This is a genomic window from Enterobacter cloacae complex sp. I2, from assembly GCF_014896205.1.
GTDB lineage: Bacteria > Pseudomonadota > Gammaproteobacteria > Enterobacterales > Enterobacteriaceae > Enterobacter > Enterobacter quasihormaechei.
This window is the reverse complement of the sequence record NZ_JADBRA010000009.1, coordinates 173,315-190,874: the sequence shown is the minus strand read 5'-3', so window position 1 is coordinate 190,874 and position 17,560 is coordinate 173,315. Positions and strand designations below refer to the sequence as shown.

The following is a 17,560-nucleotide window of genomic DNA, read 5'->3' as shown; positions in this document are numbered from 1 at the left end:
TCGTCTTGCGACGTTAAGAATCCATGTCACTTTGAGTGCCCACACAGATTGTCTGATAAATTGTTAAAGAGCAGTTGCGACGCGCTTCAGCGCTCTGTCGCGAGGTGGCGTATATTACGCTTTCCTCTTTCAGAGTCAACCCGTTATTTCAGGATTTTTTCTCTTCAACCGACCGGGTTGTCCGTGAAGTGATTCACATCCGCCGTGTCGATGGAGGCGCATTATAGGGAGCCGCCGAGGAATGACAAGCGGAAAAATGCATTTTTATTTCAACCGCTCACCTTTTCACCAAAACGTCTATTTTTGGTGCTTTTTAATCTCTTTTGGCAGATCAGCCAGACTATTTATCACCCAGTCGGCTGCATTTTCTGCTTCTGGGGTGACAGGTTTACCGGTCCGCACTAATACTTTGGTTCCCACACCTGCCGCCGCCGCTGCCTGCATATCTTCCAGTTTATCGCCCACCATATAAGATGCGGCCATATCAATGTGCAGGAATTCCTGGGCAGAGATAAACATGCCCGGATGCGGTTTACGGCAATCACAGGTCTGACGATACGCTTCTACGGTTCCCTGTGGATGATGCGGACAATAATAGATGCCATCAAGATCGACGCCGCGATCGACCAGAGACCAATCCATCCATTCCGTCAGCGTTTCAAACTGTGCTTCGGTGAATTTCCCCCGGGCGATACCGGATTGATTAGTTACCACCACCAGCGCGTAACCCATCTCTTTCAGCTGGCGCATGGCATCTATTACGCCCTCAATAAATTCGAACTCATCAATCTCATGGACGTAACCGTGATCCACATTAATAGTGCCATCACGATCGAGAAAAATTGCGGGTACAGATTTTGCCACCGGTTTGCTCCTGAAAAAGGCTTGTTCAGCTAGTATCTCATGAATCGCAGCGCAATAAAGTGCTCATCGCACAGAGTTGGATTGATTTAGACGTCTGGATGCCTTAACATCCATTTTGTTTACGGTCATACCCCGTATCTGGCAGAAGAAAATGCCACGGCTAACTTACTTACGATAAAAATAATCTAATGATTAAACTTTCCAATATCACCAAAGTGTTCCAGCAGGGGAACCGTACCATTCAGGCGCTGAACAACGTCAGCCTGCATGTGCCTGCTGGTCAAATTTATGGCGTCATTGGCGCATCGGGTGCCGGTAAAAGTACGCTGATCCGGTGTGTTAACCTGCTTGAGCGCCCAACCCAGGGCAGCGTAGAAGTTGGCGGCCAGGAGCTTACGGCGCTCTCCGAAAAAGAACTCACGAAAGCACGTCGTCAGATCGGCATGATTTTCCAGCACTTTAACCTGCTGGCCTCACGCACCGTTTTCGGCAACGTGGCGTTGCCGCTGGAGCTGGACAATACGCCGAAGGAAGAAGTTACGCGTCGCGTCACCGAGCTGCTGGATCTGGTTGGGCTGGGTGATAAGCATGACAGCTACCCGGCTAATCTCTCCGGCGGTCAAAAGCAGCGCGTGGCGATTGCGCGCGCGCTGGCAAGTAACCCAAAAGTGCTGCTGTGTGATGAAGCCACCAGCGCACTGGATCCGGCCACCACGCGTTCTATCCTGGAACTGCTGAAGGACATTAACCGTCGTCTGGGCCTGACTATCCTCCTTATTACGCACGAGATGGACGTGGTGAAGCGTATCTGCGACTGTGTCGCCGTCATCAGCAATGGTGAGCTGATCGAGCAGGACACGGTCAGCGAAGTGTTTTCACATCCTAAGACGCCGCTGGCTCAGCAGTTCATTCAGTCCACGCTGCATCTGGATATTCCGGAAGATTATCTGGAACGTCTGAAAACAGACGCTGCGGCGGACAGCGTCCCAATGCTGCGCATGGAATTTACGGGCCAGTCCGTAGACGCCCCGCTGCTTTCCGAAACCGCGCGTCGCTTTAACGTGAACAACAACATTATTAGCGCGCAGATGGATTACGCCGGCGGCGTGAAGTTCGGCATCATGCTGACGGAAATGCACGGCACGCAGGAAGAAACCCAGGCGGCAATTGCCTGGCTGCAAGAACATCATGTAAAAGTAGAGGTACTGGGTTATGTCTGAGCCGATGATGTGGCTACTGGTTCGCGGCGTTTGGGAAACGCTGGCAATGACCTTCGTATCGGGCTTTTTTGGTTTTGTGATTGGGCTGCCGGTCGGCGTGCTGCTGTACGTCACGCGCCCGGGTCAAATTATTGAAAACGCGAAGCTGTATCGCACGCTTTCTGCGCTGGTCAACATTTTCCGTTCTATACCGTTCATTATTCTGCTGGTGTGGATGATTCCGTTTACCCGCGTGATTGTCGGAACGTCGATTGGTTTGCAGGCGGCAATCGTTCCGCTAACCGTAGGCGCCGCGCCGTTTATCGCCCGCATGGTGGAAAACGCCCTGCTGGAAATCCCAACGGGCCTGATTGAAGCTTCCCGCGCGATGGGTGCAACGCCAATGCAGATCGTTCGCAAAGTTCTGCTGCCTGAGGCGTTACCTGGGCTGGTGAATGCAGCAACCATCACGCTTATCACGCTGGTCGGTTACTCCGCAATGGGCGGTGCCGTGGGTGCCGGTGGTTTAGGCCAGATTGGGTATCAGTACGGCTATATTGGCTATAACGCTACCGTAATGAATACCGTTCTGGTATTGCTGGTTGTGCTGGTTTACTTAATCCAATTCTCTGGCGATCGTATCGTCCGGGCTGTTACGCATAAATAACGTTACAAACAACACAAACTCGACGAGTTAAGGATATAACATGGCGTTTAAATTTAAGACCTTTGCAGCAGTAGGCGCACTGATTGGTTCGCTGGCACTGGTGGGTTGCGGTCAGGACGAAAAAGATCCAAACCACATCAAGGTAGGCGTTATCGTCGGTGCAGAGCAGCAGGTTGCTGAGGCCGCGCAGAAAATCGCGAAAGAAAAGTACGGCCTGGACGTTGAGCTGGTGACTTTCAACGATTACGTTCTGCCGAACGAAGCGCTGAGCAAAGGCGACATTGACGCTAACGCCTTCCAGCATAAACCGTACCTGGATCAGCAGATCAAAGATCGCGGCTACAAGCTGGTTGCTGTCGGTAACACCTTCGTTTACCCGATTGCCGGTTATTCCAAGAAAATTAAATCTCTGGATGAACTCCAGCCGGGTTCACAGGTTGCCGTCCCTAACGACCCAACCAACCTTGGCCGTTCGCTGCTTCTGCTCCAGAAAGTGGGCCTGATTAAACTGAAAGAAGGTGTTGGCCTGTTGCCGACCGTTCTGGACGTCACCGAAAACCCGAAAAAACTGAAAATTGTTGAACTGGAAGCCCCTCAGCTGCCACGTTCTCTGGACGATGCACAGATCGCGCTGGCCGTTATCAACACCACTTACGCCAGCCAGATCGGCCTGACCCCTGCGAAAGATGGCATCTTCGTTGAAGACAAAGATTCCCCGTACGTCAACCTGATCGTGACTCGCGAAGACAACAAAGACGCGGAAAACGTGAAGAAATTCCTTCAGGCATATCAGTCTGAAGAAGTTTACCAGGAAGCCAATAAGGTGTTTAACGGCGGCGCTGTTAAAGGCTGGTAATCTCACCTCAGTGTAATATCATCAAGACGGGCATTTGCCCGTCTTGTCATTTGTGCGGTCAACTGCTTCAATATCTGACGTTTTGATTATCCACTGAGGAATTATTATGCGTGCTTTACCGATCTGTCTTTTAGCACTGATGCTGAGCGGCTGTTCTATGCTAAGCAGATCTCCTGTTGAACCCGTTCAAAGCACTGCAACCCCGCCAAAAGCGGAGCCAGCAAAACCGAAAGCGCCTCGCGCTGCGCCGGTACGTATTATTACCAAAGCCGACGAGCTGGTCGGTAAGCCATTCCGTGAACTGGGCGAAGTGAGCGGCGAATCCTGTCAGGCAACGAATCAGGACTCCCCTCCAAATATCCCAACAGCCCGCAAGCGTATGCAAATCAACGCGTCGAAAATGAAAGCCAACGCGGTGCTGTTGCACAGCTGTGAAGTCACCAGCGGTACGCCAGGCTGCTACCGTCAGGCGGTATGCATCGGTTCTGCGCTTAACATCACGGCGAAATGAGTGCATTTCAGTTCGAGCAGATAGGCGTTATCCGCTCTCCTTATAAAGAAAAGTTCGCCGTGCCGCGTCAGCCGGGTCTGGTCATTAACGGCGGCGGCGAGCTGCATCTCATCGCGCCCTACAATCAGGCCGATGCGGTGCGCGGGCTTGAGGCGTTCAGCCATTTATGGGTGGTTTTTGTATTTCACCAGACCATGGAAGGCGGCTGGCGTCCGACCGTGCGCCCGCCTCGTCTGGGCGGTAATGCCAGAATGGGGGTTTTTGCCACCCGCTCAACGTTCCGACCGAATCCAGTTGGGATGTCGCTGGTCGAACTGAAAGGGATACGCTGTCAGAAAGATCGGGTGATCCTGGAGTTAGGCAGCCTTGACCTGGTAGACGGCACGCCGGTCATTGATATTAAGCCTTACCTGCCCTTTGCCGAAGCGCTGCCGAATGCCCGTGCAAGCTATGCTCAGGACGCGCCGCAGGCAGATATGCCGGTTTACTTCACGTCTGAAATAGCGACGCAAATCGGCCAGCAGGAAAAACGCTATCCGCGTCTGCGTGACTTTATCGTTGAAGTGTTGGCGCAGGACCCTCGTCCCGCCTACCGCAAAGAGGAAGACGCCGGAAAAACGTACGCCGTCTGGCTGCTGGACTTTAACGTGCGCTGGCGCGTGACTGATGCGGGTTTTGAAGTGTTTGCCCTGGAACCCAGGTAATTTTGTTCTCCTCTCTTTTGGCATCTTTGCCACACTGGTAAACTAAACCACTTTTTTTGTGTCAGGCTGGCGTTTCAGCCTGTTCCAATCGTCGAAATGGAACCGTAACAACATGCGTACTAGCCAATATCTGCTCTCCACTCTGAAGGAGACACCTGCCGACGCCGAGGTGATCAGCCACCAGCTGATGCTGCGCGCCGGGATGATCCGCAAGCTGGCCTCCGGGTTATACACCTGGCTGCCGACCGGCGTGCGCGTCCTGAAAAAAGTCGAAAACATCGTGCGTGAAGAGATGAACAACGCCGGTGCAATCGAGGTGTTAATGCCGGTGGTTCAGCCTTCTGAACTGTGGCAGGAGAGCGGTCGCTGGGAGCAGTACGGCCCGGAGCTGCTGCGTATTGCCGATCGTGGCGATCGTCCATTTGTTCTCGGCCCAACGCATGAAGAAGTGATCACCGATCTAATCCGTAACGAGCTGAGCTCTTACAAACAGCTGCCGCTGAACTTCTTCCAGATCCAGACCAAGTTCCGTGACGAAGTGCGCCCACGCTTTGGCGTTATGCGCTCTCGCGAATTCCTGATGAAAGACGCTTATTCTTTCCATACCTCTCAGGAATCTCTGCAAGAGACCTACGACAAAATGTATGTGGCTTATAGCAAAATCTTCTCCCGCATGGGGCTGGATTTCCGTGCTGTACAGGCCGATACCGGTTCAATCGGCGGCAGCGCCTCTCATGAATTCCAGGTTCTGGCGCAGAGTGGCGAAGACGATGTCATTTTCTCTGACTCATCTGATTACGCCGCCAACATTGAGTTCGCAGAAGCGCTGGCACCAAAAGAACCTCGTGCGGCAGCAACCCAAGAGATGACGCTGGTTGATACGCCAAACGCGAAAACCATCGCCGAGCTGGTTGAGCAGTTTACTCTGCCGATCGAAAAAACGGTCAAAACGCTGCTGGTGAAATCTGCTGAAGGCAGCGCTTACCCGCTGGTTGCCCTGCTGGTCCGTGGCGATCACGAGCTGAACGAAGTGAAGGCCGAGAAGCTGCCGCAGGTTGCCAGCCCGCTGACCTTCGCGACGGAAGCCGAAATCCGCGCCGTGGTGAACGCAGGCCCAGGTTCTCTGGGTCCGGTGAATATGCCTGTTCCTGTGGTGATTGACCGCACCGTTGCGGCAATGAGCGACTTCTCTGCGGGCGCAAACATTGACGGGAAACACTACTTCGGCATCAACTGGGATCGTGACGTGGCGACGCCGGAAGTGGCTGACATCCGTAACGTGGTCGCAGGCGATCCAAGCCCGGACGGCAAGGGTACCCTGATGATCAAACGCGGTATCGAAGTAGGTCACATCTTCCAGCTGGGCGATAAGTACTCGCGCGCAATGAACGCGGCGGTTCAGGGCGAAGATGGGCGTAATCAGGTTCTGACCATGGGCTGCTACGGCATTGGCGTAACCCGCGTGGTTGCTGCCGCTATTGAGCAGAACTATGACGAGCGCGGTATCGTCTGGCCGGATAACATCGCACCGTTCCAGGTGGCGATCCTGCCAATGAACATGCACAAGTCATACCGCGTGCAGGAGCTGGCCGAAAAACTCTACGCTGAGCTGAGCGCGAAAGGTATCGACGTACTGATGGATGACCGTAAAGAGCGTCCTGGCGTGATGTTTGCTGACATGGAATTGATCGGTATTCCGCACACCGTCGTCATCGGCGACCGTAACCTCGACAGCGACGAGATTGAATACAAATACCGTCGCAACGGCGAAAAACAGATGATCAAGACGGGCGACATTCTTGATTACCTGGTGAAAGCCATCAAAGGTTAAGAAACAAAAAACCCCGCAAGCGCGGGGTTTTTTAATGGCTAAATCCTATTTGCTTTCGCAGTTTTTACCCGCAGCAAACTTCGCGTCTTTATCAGCCACCAGCGTTTTCACCAGCTCGCCGCTATCCGGGTTTGGCTCCAGCGTAAAGTGCCCTTCAACCGTCAGCAACACGGGCTTACTGTCATTGCCGCGCGCGACGGCATAGTCACGCTCCAGCTGGGCATTGTTCGCCACGCTGACTTTCTTACCGGTTGCGCAATCCGTGAAGATCGCCGCATCCGCCATGTAGAAATACATCCCTCGCATCGCCATTGGGGTTGCGGGCAGGGACGCTTTCACCGGGGCCAGCGTGTAATTGAACTGGGATTCAATCGGGTTGCCTTCGCGATCGAGCATCTCCATCCCCTCGCCTTTGGCGCGAAAATAGGTTTTATCGCCCGTGGTATCGGTCAATACCAGCTTCTCAGCCGTACGCGCCCACGTTCCGTAAGTTGCAAAAGATGACGGCTCTTTCGCTCCCTGATATCGCTGGTTCATTACCCAGGTGCCATCTTTTTGCAGGAACAGGGAAGTTTCGATGCCTTCACAATCTGCACATGGCAATACGCCGCGCCAGCTCTGCTGCATCGGCTTTAATTCTTCATTTTGCGTTGGCGGTAATACCTGTGTTTCCGAACGGTTGTTACAGCCAAAAAGCGCGAACAGGCTCGTCACGGCCAGCGCTGATAATAATGCTTTTTTCACAATACATTCCTTATGAAAAAGGGTGTCCCTTTCGTCACATTACGGGTGACGGACTTTGCCACGCAGTGATTTTACGGTGGATTTTTGCGCCTTCGATGACAATCGACGTTCTTTCGATGCCCGCGTTGGACGCGTTGCCCGGCGGCTTTTTTGCACGGTTGTTAATTCTTTTATGACCGCCGCCAGTCTGGAAAGTGCCGCTTCCCGGTTCATTTCCTGGCTGCGATATTCCTGCGCTTTGATCACGATCACCCCCTCGCTGGTGATCAGGTGATGGCTGGCGGCAAGCAGACTTTCTTTATAATACTCTGGCAGGCTGGAGGCCCGAATGTCAAAGCGCAAATGGATAGCCGTTGAGGCCTTGTTAACGTGCTGGCCCCCTGCTCCCTGAGCCCGGATGGCGGTGATCTCCAGCTCGTTATCAGGAATGCTGACGTTTCGGGACAAAACAATCATGATGCGGGCTGCCAGGCCGTAAGATGAATTTCCAGATTATTCTGAGAATCAGAAAGCCAGATAGCGCCGTCCTGAATGGTTGCCTGGAGCGCCATTGTCCGGCTGGCGAACGCGCTCAGCTGTGCCAGCTGTTCATCATCCAGATACCAGACGGTAAGATTTTTGAACTGCGCACACTTATTTTTGTTTTGTTGCCACCAGATCTCCGCGGCGCGCTGGTTGTAGGCAAACAGCGCCACCTCTGCGGACTGGGTGCATGCCTTTTTGATCCGGCGTTCATCCGGAAGGCCAAGCTCAATCCATAAGTCGATACCCAGGTGATCGTTGCGTAACCAGGCTTCCGGTTCATCTTCCGCGCTTAAGCCACGGGTAAATTGCAGACGGTCATCGGCATATTTAATCCACGCCAGCAGGCGCAGCATCATGCGCTCCTGGGTTTCAGAGGGGTGACGCGCCAGCGTCAATGACGCATCCAGAAACTGGTTACGGTCAAGATCCGCCACGTTGACCACAGCTTTATAAATTGTCGCTTTCAGCGCCATGAGAGAACTCCTTTCGAATCAGGCGTACATTGTAGCGAAAACCGCAGCAAAAGGCTGTTACGAGGTGGTGAATCCCCCCTTATCAAGGCGCTGATAATGCTTAAATGAGTATGGTATAGTCACCTTGCTAAACCGAGTTTAACTTCGTAGGCTTAATGATATCTCACAGTAAGTCAGTACGCTGGCAGGAGGGGATGTGAATAATTATTGTGAGTTGATTCGCAGACGGTATGCGGAAATCGCCAGCGGAGATCTGGGGTACATCCCGGATGCGTTGGGCTGTGTATTGAACGTGCTAAATGAAGTGGCCTCTGATGAGAGCCTTTCTGAATCGGTCAGGGAAAAAGCAGCGTATGCTGCGGCGAATTTACTGGTGAGCGATTATGTCGATGAATGATACCTATCAACCCATCAATTGTGATGACTATGACAACCTCGAACTCGCCTGCCAGCATCATTTAATACTGACGCTGGAACTCAAAGATGGCGAAGTGCTAAAGGCAAAGGCCAGCGACCTGGTTTCTCGTAAAAACGTGGAATATCTGGTTGTAGAAGATGCAGGTGCAACCCGCGAGCTGCGCCTCGACAGGATTGCCAGTTTCAGCCATCCGGAAATCGGCACTGTCGTGGTGAGCGAATCCTGACAACCAACGGGCAGCCAGGCTGCCCGTTACGCTTTCCACTCAAAATTCACACCCGCTTCAGCCCATCCCTCTTCCGTGATGAACACCCCTGCCGCCGCCACGAGCGTATCGCCGTAAAACAGGAGCGGCGTGGTATCACGCTTCCAGGGCGGAACGTTATTCTCCTGCCAGATTTTCTTCAGCTTACGCCCGCCGTTACGCCCGACGATATGCAGCATGCCGCTGGCCCTGAAGCGTACGGTGACCTTCTCGTCCGGCTCGGGTAAACGCACGTTACCTGAACGGCTCAACGCAACCACACCCGCATTCAACGGTAGCGTTAATGCTTTCTCCGGCGACGGCCAGTCGAGCACAAGGTCAGCCAGCGACGGCGCGGATTTTACCCACCAGAGCCGGTCCTGGTAGCGCCTGACGTCAAAACCGTTCAGGTGTATACACGGCGCGGCATCCTCTCTTGCCTGGGCGACCTCGTCCCAGATACGGTTGAGCATCGCCCGGGACGGCATAGCCGCACGGTGAAAAGCCAGCCAGCGACGGATCAGGGCAGCCCGACGCGCAGGGCTCATCATCTTCAACGGCGCAATATCCAGCGCGCCGTCAGCGGTAATCAACGTAGTCAGTTCCTCGCTCAGTAGCTCATCCAGCAAGCTTTCTTGTTCAGCACACAGTATGGCGCTTCTGGTTGCCGCTTCGGAAAAATGTGCCCAGCGCTCGGTCAGAAGCGGTAAAACGCGCAGGCGCAGGAAGTTACGGTCATAACTGTCGTCCTGATTGCTTTCGTCTTCTATCCAGCGCAGATGATAGTGATGGGCCCAGGCCTCCAGTGACGCGCGCGTCTCGTTCAGCAGCGGGCGGATGAGCTCTGTTTCGGCAAAATCAGCGCGCTCAGGCATGGCGGATAAGCCCGCGGGCCCGCTCCCCCGCTTGAGCGCCAGTAAGAATGTTTCACACTGATCGTCCAGATGCTGGGCGGTAACCAACGCATCTCCAGGCCGCAATGCGCCGGAAAACGCAGCGTAGCGGGCTTTTCGCGCCTGCGCTTCAACGCCCAGCCCTTCCTCCTCCAGCGTGACCCGTTCCACGATCAGCGGGATCGCCCACGCTGCGCACACCGCTTCACAGTGCGCCACCCAGTCATCAGCATGGGGACTCAGGCCGTGATGGATATGCATCGCCCGCAGCTGGACGTCAGGCTCGCGGTCGCGCCAGAGCTTAAGGCGATGAAGCAAAACGGTGGAATCCAGGCCACCGCTGAACCCCACCAGCAGCTGGCGGTAGGGCGAAACGGCGTGCGCGATAGCGGGTAAGGTCATAGGAAATCACACATAAAAAATGCCCGAAATGAACGGGCATTATCACACATGACGGCGATTACTGCTGGTAAAGCTCCAGCGGCAGGCCGTCCGGATCGCTGAAAAAGGTGAAACGCTTATCGGTAAAGGGATCGACGCGAATCGCTTCACAGGCCACGCCGTGGGCTTCCAGATGTTTTACCGCGCTGTCCAGATCGTCGACGCTGAAGGCCAGATGGCGCAGGCCGCAGGCTTCCGGGCGCGAAGGACGAGCGGGCGGGAAAGGAAAAGAGAACAGCTCAATCACATATTGCCCGTTCAGCGCCAGATCGCCTTTCCAGGAGTCGCGCTCCTCACGGTAGGCCTCGCTTAACAGCGTGAAGCCGAGTACGTCACAGTAGAATGCCTTACTTTTCGCGTAATCGGTGGCGATAATCGCAATATGATGAACAGCTTTTAAACCCAGCATAGCTTCTCCTTTTTATGATGCCCTGAACGTTACAACCGACAGCCAGCCCCTGGCAAGCGGCCCCTTTTATTTTAGGACTCTCACCCAGTACACGCCGTTATCATCGCGTTTCGCGCCGTGAATATCCGTCTCAAAGCCCGGATAGTGGCGCCCCACCGAACAGAGCATCAGCAGGAAGTCGAGCACTGACCGGCTCTTCTCGGTGATCATCTCGCCCGGCATCAACAGCGGCACGCCCGGCGGATAAGGCAGGATCATATTGGCCGATACCCGTCCCACCAGGTTCTCCAGCTCAACGGTTTCCACCTCCCCTTTCACCTGCTGCTGCCATGCCTTGTGCGGCGTCAGCTTCATTTCCGGCAGCACGTCAAAAGCCTGGAGCATCAGGCGCGGCAGATCGTGCTGGCGGATCAGCCTGTGGATCCCCTGCGCCAGATCCTGAATGCGCATATTGCGGTAAAAGTCAGGATCTTCCGCGTAGAGATCCGGCAGCATGTTCTTCACCCGCAGGTTCAGATCGTACGCGCGCTTGAACTCCATCAGCCCGCGGAGCAGACCCATCGCGCGGGTTTTATCGATCCCGATACTGAACAGGAACAGCAGATTGTAAGGGCCGGTTTTTTCCACCACCACGCCGCGCTCGTCGAGGAACTTCGCCACCAGCGCGGCGGGGATCCCCTCATCGCCCATCACGCCCTGCTCGTCCATGCCCGGCGTCAGGATCGTCACCTTAACCGGATCGAGGAACATATGGTCCGCATCGGCATCCCGGAAGCCGTGCCAGCTCTCCCCCGGCGCGACGGGCCAGCACTCCGCCTCGTCGATCTCTTCAGGCTGCCAGATATCAAAGAACCAGCCGTCCGCTTCATCTTTAAGACGCTGAACTTCTTTGCGGAAATGCAGCGCCCGCTCCACCGAACGGTTGATCAGGCGTTTACCCGGATTTCCGCGCAGCATCGCCGCCGCCGTTTCGATGGACGCTACCAGCGGATAGCTCGGTGAGGTGGTGGTGTGCATCATAAAGGCTTCGTTGAAGGTATCCTCGTCGTACTCGCCCTTGATGTGAATAAGAGACGCCTGGGAAAACGCGGCCAGCATTTTGTGCGTCGACTGCGTTTCGAAAAAGACCTTGCCCGGCACGCGCTCGCCGCTCATCCCGCTTTTGCCCGAGTAAATCGGGTGGAAGTTGGTATAAGGCACCCACGCGGAATCAAAGTGGATCGACGGCACGTCCAGCGTCTGCTTGATCCAGTTAGTGTTATACAGCAGCCCGTCATAGGTGGAGTTGGTGATCACCGCGTGAACGGGCCAGCTTGCCTCAGGGGTCGCAGCGACCTTATTTTCGATGGCGGCATGGGTGAACTCGCGGCGAGGAATGCCGCCGAGAATTCCCAGCGCGTTACGCGTGGGCGACAGCCAGAGCGGCACCACGTCACTCATCATCAGCAAATGCGCCAGCGACTTGTGGCAGTTCCGGTCAATCAGCAACGTGCTGCCGGCAGGCGCGGCGTACATCCCGACGATTTTGTTCGACGTCGAGGTACCGTTGGTCACCATGTAGCTTTGCTCGGCGCCAAAGGTGCGGGCGATGTACTCTTCAGCTTCAAGATGCGGGCCGGTATGATCCAGCAGCGAGCCCAGCTCGGTCACTGAAATCGACACATCCGCCTTCAGCGTATTGCCGCCAAAGAAATCGTAAAACAGGCACCCTACCGGGCTTTTTTGATAGGCCGTCCCCGCCATATGGCCTGGCGTACAGAAGGTGTACTTTCCTTCTTTCACATAGGTGAACAGCGCGCGCGTAAACGGCGGCGTGATGTTATCCAGATATTCACCGGTGTACTGCTGAATGCGGGTCGCAATGTCCTCGGCCACCCCGAGCGCGTATTCGAAGAACCACAGCGCCATGCGCATATCGTGCGCGCTCACGTCCATGGTCGAGTGGGTGTTGATAAAGGCATACAGCGGAAGATATTCGTTGAGCTTATTGATCTCGCTGCACAACTCCATGTCGTATTCGTCCCAGTCGAATATCACGCCACAGATGCGCGGATTATGTTCGATGAATTTCAGCAGGTCGGCGCTGTTTTGCGGCCAGATCAGCTGATAACCGCGTGCCTTAAGGGCCTGTTCAAGCTTCTTGATGGGTTCGTCTTTATAAAAGACGCCGTGTGGCCCCATGATGGCGATGATGTTCATGTTTTACCTCCTTGAAAAACATCAGATAAGCATAGTTAAGGTAAACGGCAGGTATAAAAAAAGCCGCAACAATGTGCGGCTTTTAGGATAATTGTGAGGCTTATGCGTAACCGTAGGTCATCAGACGCTGGTAACGACGGTTGAGCAGATCTTCTTTGCTCAGCACGTCCAGGTCTGCCAGGTCTGCCAGCAGCTGCGCTTTCAGGGACGCGGCCATCACTTCTGGCTTACGGTGTGCGCCACCCAGCGGTTCAGGGATGACGGTGTCGATCAGCTTCAGCTCTTTCAGACGCGGGGCAATGATGCCCATCGCTTCCGCAGCCAGCGGCGCTTTGTCGGCGCTTTTCCACAGAATGGAGGCACAGCCTTCCGGAGAGATAACGGAATAGGTGCTGTACTGAAGCATATTCACTTTATCGCCCACGCCAATTGCCAGCGCACCGCCGGAACCCCCCTCACCGATAACGGTACAGATGACCGGTACGCTCAGGCGAGACATCTCACGCAGGTTGCGTGCGATGGCTTCAGACTGACCGCGCTCTTCCGCGCCAACACCCGGGTAAGCACCCGGCGTGTCGATGAAGGTGATGATTGGCATATTGAAACGCTCAGCCATCTCCATCAGACGCAGGGCCTTACGGTAGCCTTCTGGTGCTGGCATGCCGAAGTTACGACGGATCTTCTCTTTGGTTTCACGGCCTTTCTGGTGACCAATGATCATCACCGGACGTCCATCCAGACGCGCGATACCGCCAACGATAGCTTTATCGTCAGCGTATGCGCGGTCGCCTGCCAGTTCGTCAAATTCGTCAAACGCCAGGCGGACATAATCCAGGGTGTACGGACGCTGTGGATGACGCGCCAGCTGGGCGATCTGCCATGCGCCGAGATCGGCAAAGATTTTGCGCGTCAACTCTACGCTTTTTTCGCGCAGACGATGCACTTCTTCGTCGATGTTAATATCCAGTTTTTCATCCTGACGGCTAACTGCTGTCAGAGAATCGATTTTCGCTTCCAGCTCTGCAATCGGCTGTTCGAAATCAAGGAAATTCAGACTCATAGTATTCCTGTATTAGTCAAACTCCAGTTCCACCTGCTCCGAACCAATGAGGCCACGGAGATCGTTCAGTAAACGATCGCTCGGAGAGACACGCCACGTTGCACCAAAGCGCAACCGCGCACGTGCATCCGCCCTCTGATAGTAGAGATGTACTGGAATGGTCCCCGAGCGGTGGGGTTCCAGAGACTGACGGAGTCGGTTTAAAAGCTGGTCATCAATTTGCCTGTCCGTCAGCGAGATAGCAAGCCCGCGAGCATATTTTTCCCGGGCTTCGTCAATGTCCATCACTTCGCGGGCGGTCATTTTAAGCCCCCCGCTGAAGTCATCAAAGCTGACCTGTCCGCTGACGATAAGTATGCGGTCTTTTTCCAGCAATTGCTGGTATTTATCCAGCGCGTCGGTGAACAACATCACCTCCAGACGCCCGGAACGGTCATCCAGGGTACAGATGCCGATACGATTGCCGCGCTTGGTGACCATTACCCTTGCAGCAATCACGAGCCCCGCAGCCGTGGTGATTTTACCACGTTCTGTCGGATGCATGTCTTTAAGCCTGTGGCCGCCGACATAGCGCTCAATTTCTTTAAGATACTGGTTGATCGGGTGCCCCGTCAGGTACAGACCTAACGTTTCCCGCTCTCCATCCAGCACTACCTGTTCTGGCCACGGCTGGCAGTTGGAATAGGACTGCTCGATCTGCTCTGGCTCTTCCGCCAGCACGCCGAACATATCCGCCTGGCCAATGGCTTCCGCTTTCGCATGCTGATCGGCCGCCTTCAACGCATCGCCGAGCGAGTTCATCAGCGCGGCGCGGTGTGGCCCCAGCCTGTCAAACGCGCCGGACATGATCAGTTTTTCCAGTACGCGGCGGTTCAGTTTTTTGGTATCGGTACGGGCGCACAGATCGAACAGCTCACGGAAATAGCCGCCGTTGTTACGCGCTTCGATGATCGCCTCGATCGGCCCCTCACCCACGCCCTTGATCGCGCCGATCCCGTAGACGATTTCCCCGTCATCGTTAACGTGGAAATGGTACAGACCCGAGTTAATATCCGGCGGCAGGATCTTCAGCCCCATGCGCCAGCACTCGTCCACCAGGCCAACCACCTTCTCGGTGTTGTCCATATCGGCGGTCATGACCGCCGCCATAAACTCAGCGGGATAATGGGCCTTGAGCCACAGCGTTTGATACGACACCAAAGCATAGGCGGCGGAGTGGGATTTGTTAAATCCGTACCCGGCGAATTTCTCCACCAGGTCGAAGATTTTCATCGCCAGTTCGCCATCGACGCCGTTTTTCTTCGCCCCATCTTCAAAGATGGAACGCTGCTTGGCCATCTCTTCCGGCTTTTTCTTACCCATCGCACGACGCAGCATGTCCGCGCCGCCAAGGGTGTAACCAGAAAGCACCTGGGCGATCTGCATGACCTGTTCCTGATACAGGATGATGCCGTAGGTCGGCTCCAGTACCGGCTTCAGGCTTTCATGCTGCCACTGCACGTCCGGGTAGGAAATCTCTTCGCGCCCGTGTTTACGGTCGATGAAGTTATCCACCATCCCCGACTGCAACGGGCCCGGACGGAACAGGGCCACCAGCGCGATCATATCTTCGAAGCAGTCTGGTTGCAGACGCTTAATCAAATCTTTCATGCCGCGGGATTCAAGCTGGAAGACGGCTGTCGTCTCCGAGCGTTGCAGCATGTCGAAACTTTTCTTGTCATCAAGCGGGATAGCCGCGATATCCAGCGGCGGCTCGCCGTTCTTCTCACGGCGGGCGTTGATCATCTCCAGCGCCCAGTTGATGATGGTGAGCGTACGCAGGCCGAGGAAGTCGAACTTCACCAGCCCGGCGTATTCCACGTCGTTCTTGTCGAACTGGGTTACCGGATGCTGGCCCGCTTCGTCGCAGTACAGCGGCGCGAAGTCAGTGATTTTGGTCGGGGCGATAACCACGCCCCCCGCATGCTTACCGGCATTTCGCGTCACGCCTTCGAGCTTGCGCGCCATGTCGATGAGCGCTTTCACCTCTTCGTCGGCGTCGTAGATTTCCGGCAGCTGAGGTTCGGCTTCAAAGGCTTTCGCCAGGGTCATGCCCGGATCGGGCGGCACCAGCTTCGAGATACGATCGACGAAACCGTACGGGTGGCCCAGCACGCGGCCCACGTCGCGGATAACCGCTTTCGCCGCCATCGTACCGAAGGTAATGATCTGCGAAACCGCATCACGACCGTACATATCGGCCACGTGCTCAATCACCTGGTCGCGTTTTTCCATGCAGAAGTCGACGTCGAAGTCGGGCATGGAGACACGTTCCGGGTTAAGGAAACGTTCGAACAGCAGGTCAAATTCCAGCGGATCGAGGTCGGTGATTTTCAGCGCATACGCCACCAGCGAGCCGGCACCGGAACCACGGCCTGGGCCTACCGGCACGCCGTTATCCTTCGACCACTGGATGAACTCCATCACGATCAGGAAGTAGCCCGGGAACCCCATCTGGTTGATCACCTGGAGTTCAATATCCAGGCGCTCGTCATATTCAGGACGCTTCTCTTTACGGACCGCTTCATCCGGGAAGAGGAATTCCAGACGCTCTTCAAGGCCCTCTTTCGATTTCATGACCAGGAAATCTTCCGTGGTCATGTCGCCCGTCGGGAACTGCGGCAGGAAGTATTCGCCGAGACGTACGGTGACGTTACAGCGCTTGGCAATTTCTACGCTGTTTTCCAGCGCTTCCGGGATGTCCGAGAAAAGCTCGCACATCTCTTCTTCGCTGCGCATGTACTGCTGCGAGGAGTAGTTGCGCGGGCGTTTCGGATCGTCGAGGGTAAAGCCGTCGTGGATCGCAACGCGGATTTCGTGCGCGTCAAAATCGCCCGCCTCGAGGAAGCGCACGTCGTTGGTGGCCACCACAGGCAGGCCACGCTCTTCCGCGAGGGCGACTGCTGCATGCAGATAGCTCTCTTCGTCCGCGCGCCCGGTACGGATCAGCTCCAGATAATAGCGATCCGGGAAATACTCTTCGTAGAACGAGACGCACTGATCCACCAGCGCGCTGTTACCGCGCAGCAGGCTTTTGCCGACATCGCCCATACGGCCGCCGGAGATCAGCAGCAAACCTTCGTTCAGCTCCGCCAGCCAGTCGCGGTCAATCCACGGACCCAGCGCACCGTAGCCGCGCTGGTAGGCTTTCGAAATCAGCAGAGTGAGGTTCTGATAACCCGTGTTATTCATGGCTAACACGGATATTTGCGTCATCTCATCGCCGAGCAGGTCGCTCTGCACGTGAAAATCCGCGCCGACGATGGGTTTTAATCCTGCGCCATGCGCCGTTCCGTAGAACTTCACCAGGCCACACAGGTTGGTAAAATCGGTGATCGCCAGCGCAGGCATGCCAAGCGAGGCCGCCTTTTTTACCAGCGGCCCGGTCTTAGCCAGCCCATCGATCATGGAGTAGTCGCTATGCACCCGCAGGTGTACGAAACGTGGTTCAGCCATCTTCAAATCCCGCGTTACTTAATTGCT

At 55.2% G+C, this 17,560-nt stretch carries 17 protein-coding genes; 8 read left to right on the top strand and 9 right to left on the bottom strand.

Annotated features, from left to right (window positions below):
• Window positions 1-297 precede the first annotated feature (297 nt).
• Window positions 298-864 carry a D-glycero-beta-D-manno-heptose 1,7-bisphosphate 7-phosphatase gene (gene gmhB, locus IM300_RS10225; RefSeq protein WP_193036368.1) on the bottom strand — a complete coding sequence of 189 codons (567 nt, stop codon included), beginning with the start codon at window positions 862-864 and terminating at the stop codon, window positions 298-300.
• Window positions 865-1,052: 188 nt separating this feature from the next.
• On the opposite strand from gmhB, the gene metN reads away from it, so the two are divergent.
• The 6 genes from metN (at window position 1,053) to proS (ending at window position 6,632) form a co-directional block, all read left to right on the top strand.
• Window positions 1,053-2,084 carry a methionine ABC transporter ATP-binding protein MetN gene (gene metN, locus IM300_RS10220; protein ID WP_063450579.1) on the top strand — a complete coding sequence of 344 codons (1,032 nt, stop codon included), beginning with the start codon at window positions 1,053-1,055 and terminating at the stop codon, window positions 2,082-2,084.
• Complete coding sequence (locus IM300_RS10215; protein WP_003856130.1) at window positions 2,077-2,730, top strand: methionine ABC transporter permease MetI; 654 nt, start codon at window positions 2,077-2,079, stop codon at window positions 2,728-2,730. The genes metN and IM300_RS10215 overlap by 8 nt, the downstream gene beginning before the upstream one ends.
• 40 nt (window positions 2,731-2,770) lie before the next feature.
• A complete protein-coding gene (gene metQ / locus IM300_RS10210) occupies window positions 2,771-3,586 on the top strand; it encodes a methionine ABC transporter substrate-binding lipoprotein MetQ (RefSeq protein WP_193036366.1) in 816 nt (271 codons plus the stop codon).
• Between the two features lie 106 nt (window positions 3,587-3,692).
• Window positions 3,693-4,097 (top strand): Rcs stress response system protein RcsF, encoded by a 405-nt coding sequence (gene rcsF / locus IM300_RS10205; protein WP_003856133.1) that lies wholly within the window; start codon window positions 3,693-3,695, stop codon window positions 4,095-4,097.
• A complete protein-coding gene (tsaA, locus tag IM300_RS10200; protein ID WP_193036364.1) occupies window positions 4,094-4,801 on the top strand; it encodes a tRNA (N6-threonylcarbamoyladenosine(37)-N6)-methyltransferase TrmO in 708 nt (235 codons plus the stop codon). Before rcsF ends, tsaA begins: the two co-directional genes overlap by 4 nt.
• Window positions 4,802-4,913: 112 nt before the next feature.
• Window positions 4,914-6,632 carry a proline--tRNA ligase gene (gene proS / locus IM300_RS10195; RefSeq protein WP_063450582.1) on the top strand — a complete coding sequence of 573 codons (1,719 nt, stop codon included), beginning with the start codon at window positions 4,914-4,916 and terminating at the stop codon, window positions 6,630-6,632.
• Window positions 6,633-6,677: 45 nt separating this feature from the next.
• On the opposite strand, the gene nlpE is transcribed toward proS, so the two are convergent.
• Genes nlpE through IM300_RS10180 form a run of 3 tightly spaced genes read right to left on the bottom strand, consistent with a single transcriptional unit; the run spans window position 6,678 to window position 8,374 of the window.
• Window positions 6,678-7,376: an envelope stress response activation lipoprotein NlpE gene (gene nlpE / locus IM300_RS10190; protein ID WP_063867509.1), complete on the bottom strand. Its 699-nt coding sequence runs from the start codon at window positions 7,374-7,376 to the stop codon at window positions 6,678-6,680.
• A gap of 39 nt (window positions 7,377-7,415) precedes the next feature.
• Window positions 7,416-7,832 (bottom strand): alternative ribosome rescue aminoacyl-tRNA hydrolase ArfB, encoded by a 417-nt coding sequence (gene arfB / locus IM300_RS10185; protein WP_064910107.1) that lies wholly within the window; start codon window positions 7,830-7,832, stop codon window positions 7,416-7,418.
• Window positions 7,829-8,374 (bottom strand): YaeQ family protein, encoded by a 546-nt coding sequence (locus IM300_RS10180; protein WP_063867507.1) that lies wholly within the window; start codon window positions 8,372-8,374, stop codon window positions 7,829-7,831. The genes arfB and IM300_RS10180 overlap by 4 nt, the downstream gene beginning before the upstream one ends.
• A gap of 196 nt (window positions 8,375-8,570) precedes the next feature.
• Here IM300_RS10180 and IM300_RS10175 point away from each other — a divergent pair, with 196 nt between their 5' ends.
• On the top strand, window positions 8,571-8,771 hold the full coding sequence (locus IM300_RS10175) for a YaeP family protein (protein WP_003856146.1): 201 nt from the start codon (window positions 8,571-8,573) through the stop codon (window positions 8,769-8,771).
• On the top strand, window positions 8,758-9,018 hold the full coding sequence (rof, locus tag IM300_RS10170; protein ID WP_063450586.1) for a Rho-binding antiterminator: 261 nt from the start codon (window positions 8,758-8,760) through the stop codon (window positions 9,016-9,018). Before IM300_RS10175 ends, rof begins: the two co-directional genes overlap by 14 nt.
• 26 nt (window positions 9,019-9,044) lie before the next feature.
• Here rof and tilS read toward each other — a convergent pair whose 3' ends face one another.
• The 5 genes from tilS to dnaE form a co-directional block, all read right to left on the bottom strand.
• Window positions 9,045-10,331 (bottom strand): tRNA lysidine(34) synthetase TilS, encoded by a 1,287-nt coding sequence (tilS, locus tag IM300_RS10165; RefSeq protein ID WP_193036362.1) that lies wholly within the window; start codon window positions 10,329-10,331, stop codon window positions 9,045-9,047.
• Window positions 10,332-10,389: 58 nt separating this feature from the next.
• Complete coding sequence (locus IM300_RS10160) at window positions 10,390-10,779, bottom strand: VOC family protein (protein ID WP_063867505.1); 390 nt, start codon at window positions 10,777-10,779, stop codon at window positions 10,390-10,392.
• Between the two features lie 66 nt (window positions 10,780-10,845).
• Window positions 10,846-12,978 carry a lysine decarboxylase LdcC gene (locus IM300_RS10155; RefSeq protein ID WP_193036360.1) on the bottom strand — a complete coding sequence of 711 codons (2,133 nt, stop codon included), beginning with the start codon at window positions 12,976-12,978 and terminating at the stop codon, window positions 10,846-10,848.
• A gap of 100 nt (window positions 12,979-13,078) precedes the next feature.
• Complete coding sequence (gene accA, locus IM300_RS10150) at window positions 13,079-14,038, bottom strand: acetyl-CoA carboxylase carboxyl transferase subunit alpha (RefSeq protein ID WP_006810033.1); 960 nt, start codon at window positions 14,036-14,038, stop codon at window positions 13,079-13,081.
• Window positions 14,039-14,050: 12 nt separating this feature from the next.
• Entirely contained in the window at window positions 14,051-17,533 is a 3,483-nt protein-coding gene (gene dnaE, locus IM300_RS10145; RefSeq protein ID WP_063450589.1) for a DNA polymerase III subunit alpha, read from the bottom strand.
• Window positions 17,534-17,560: the final 27 nt, after the last annotated feature.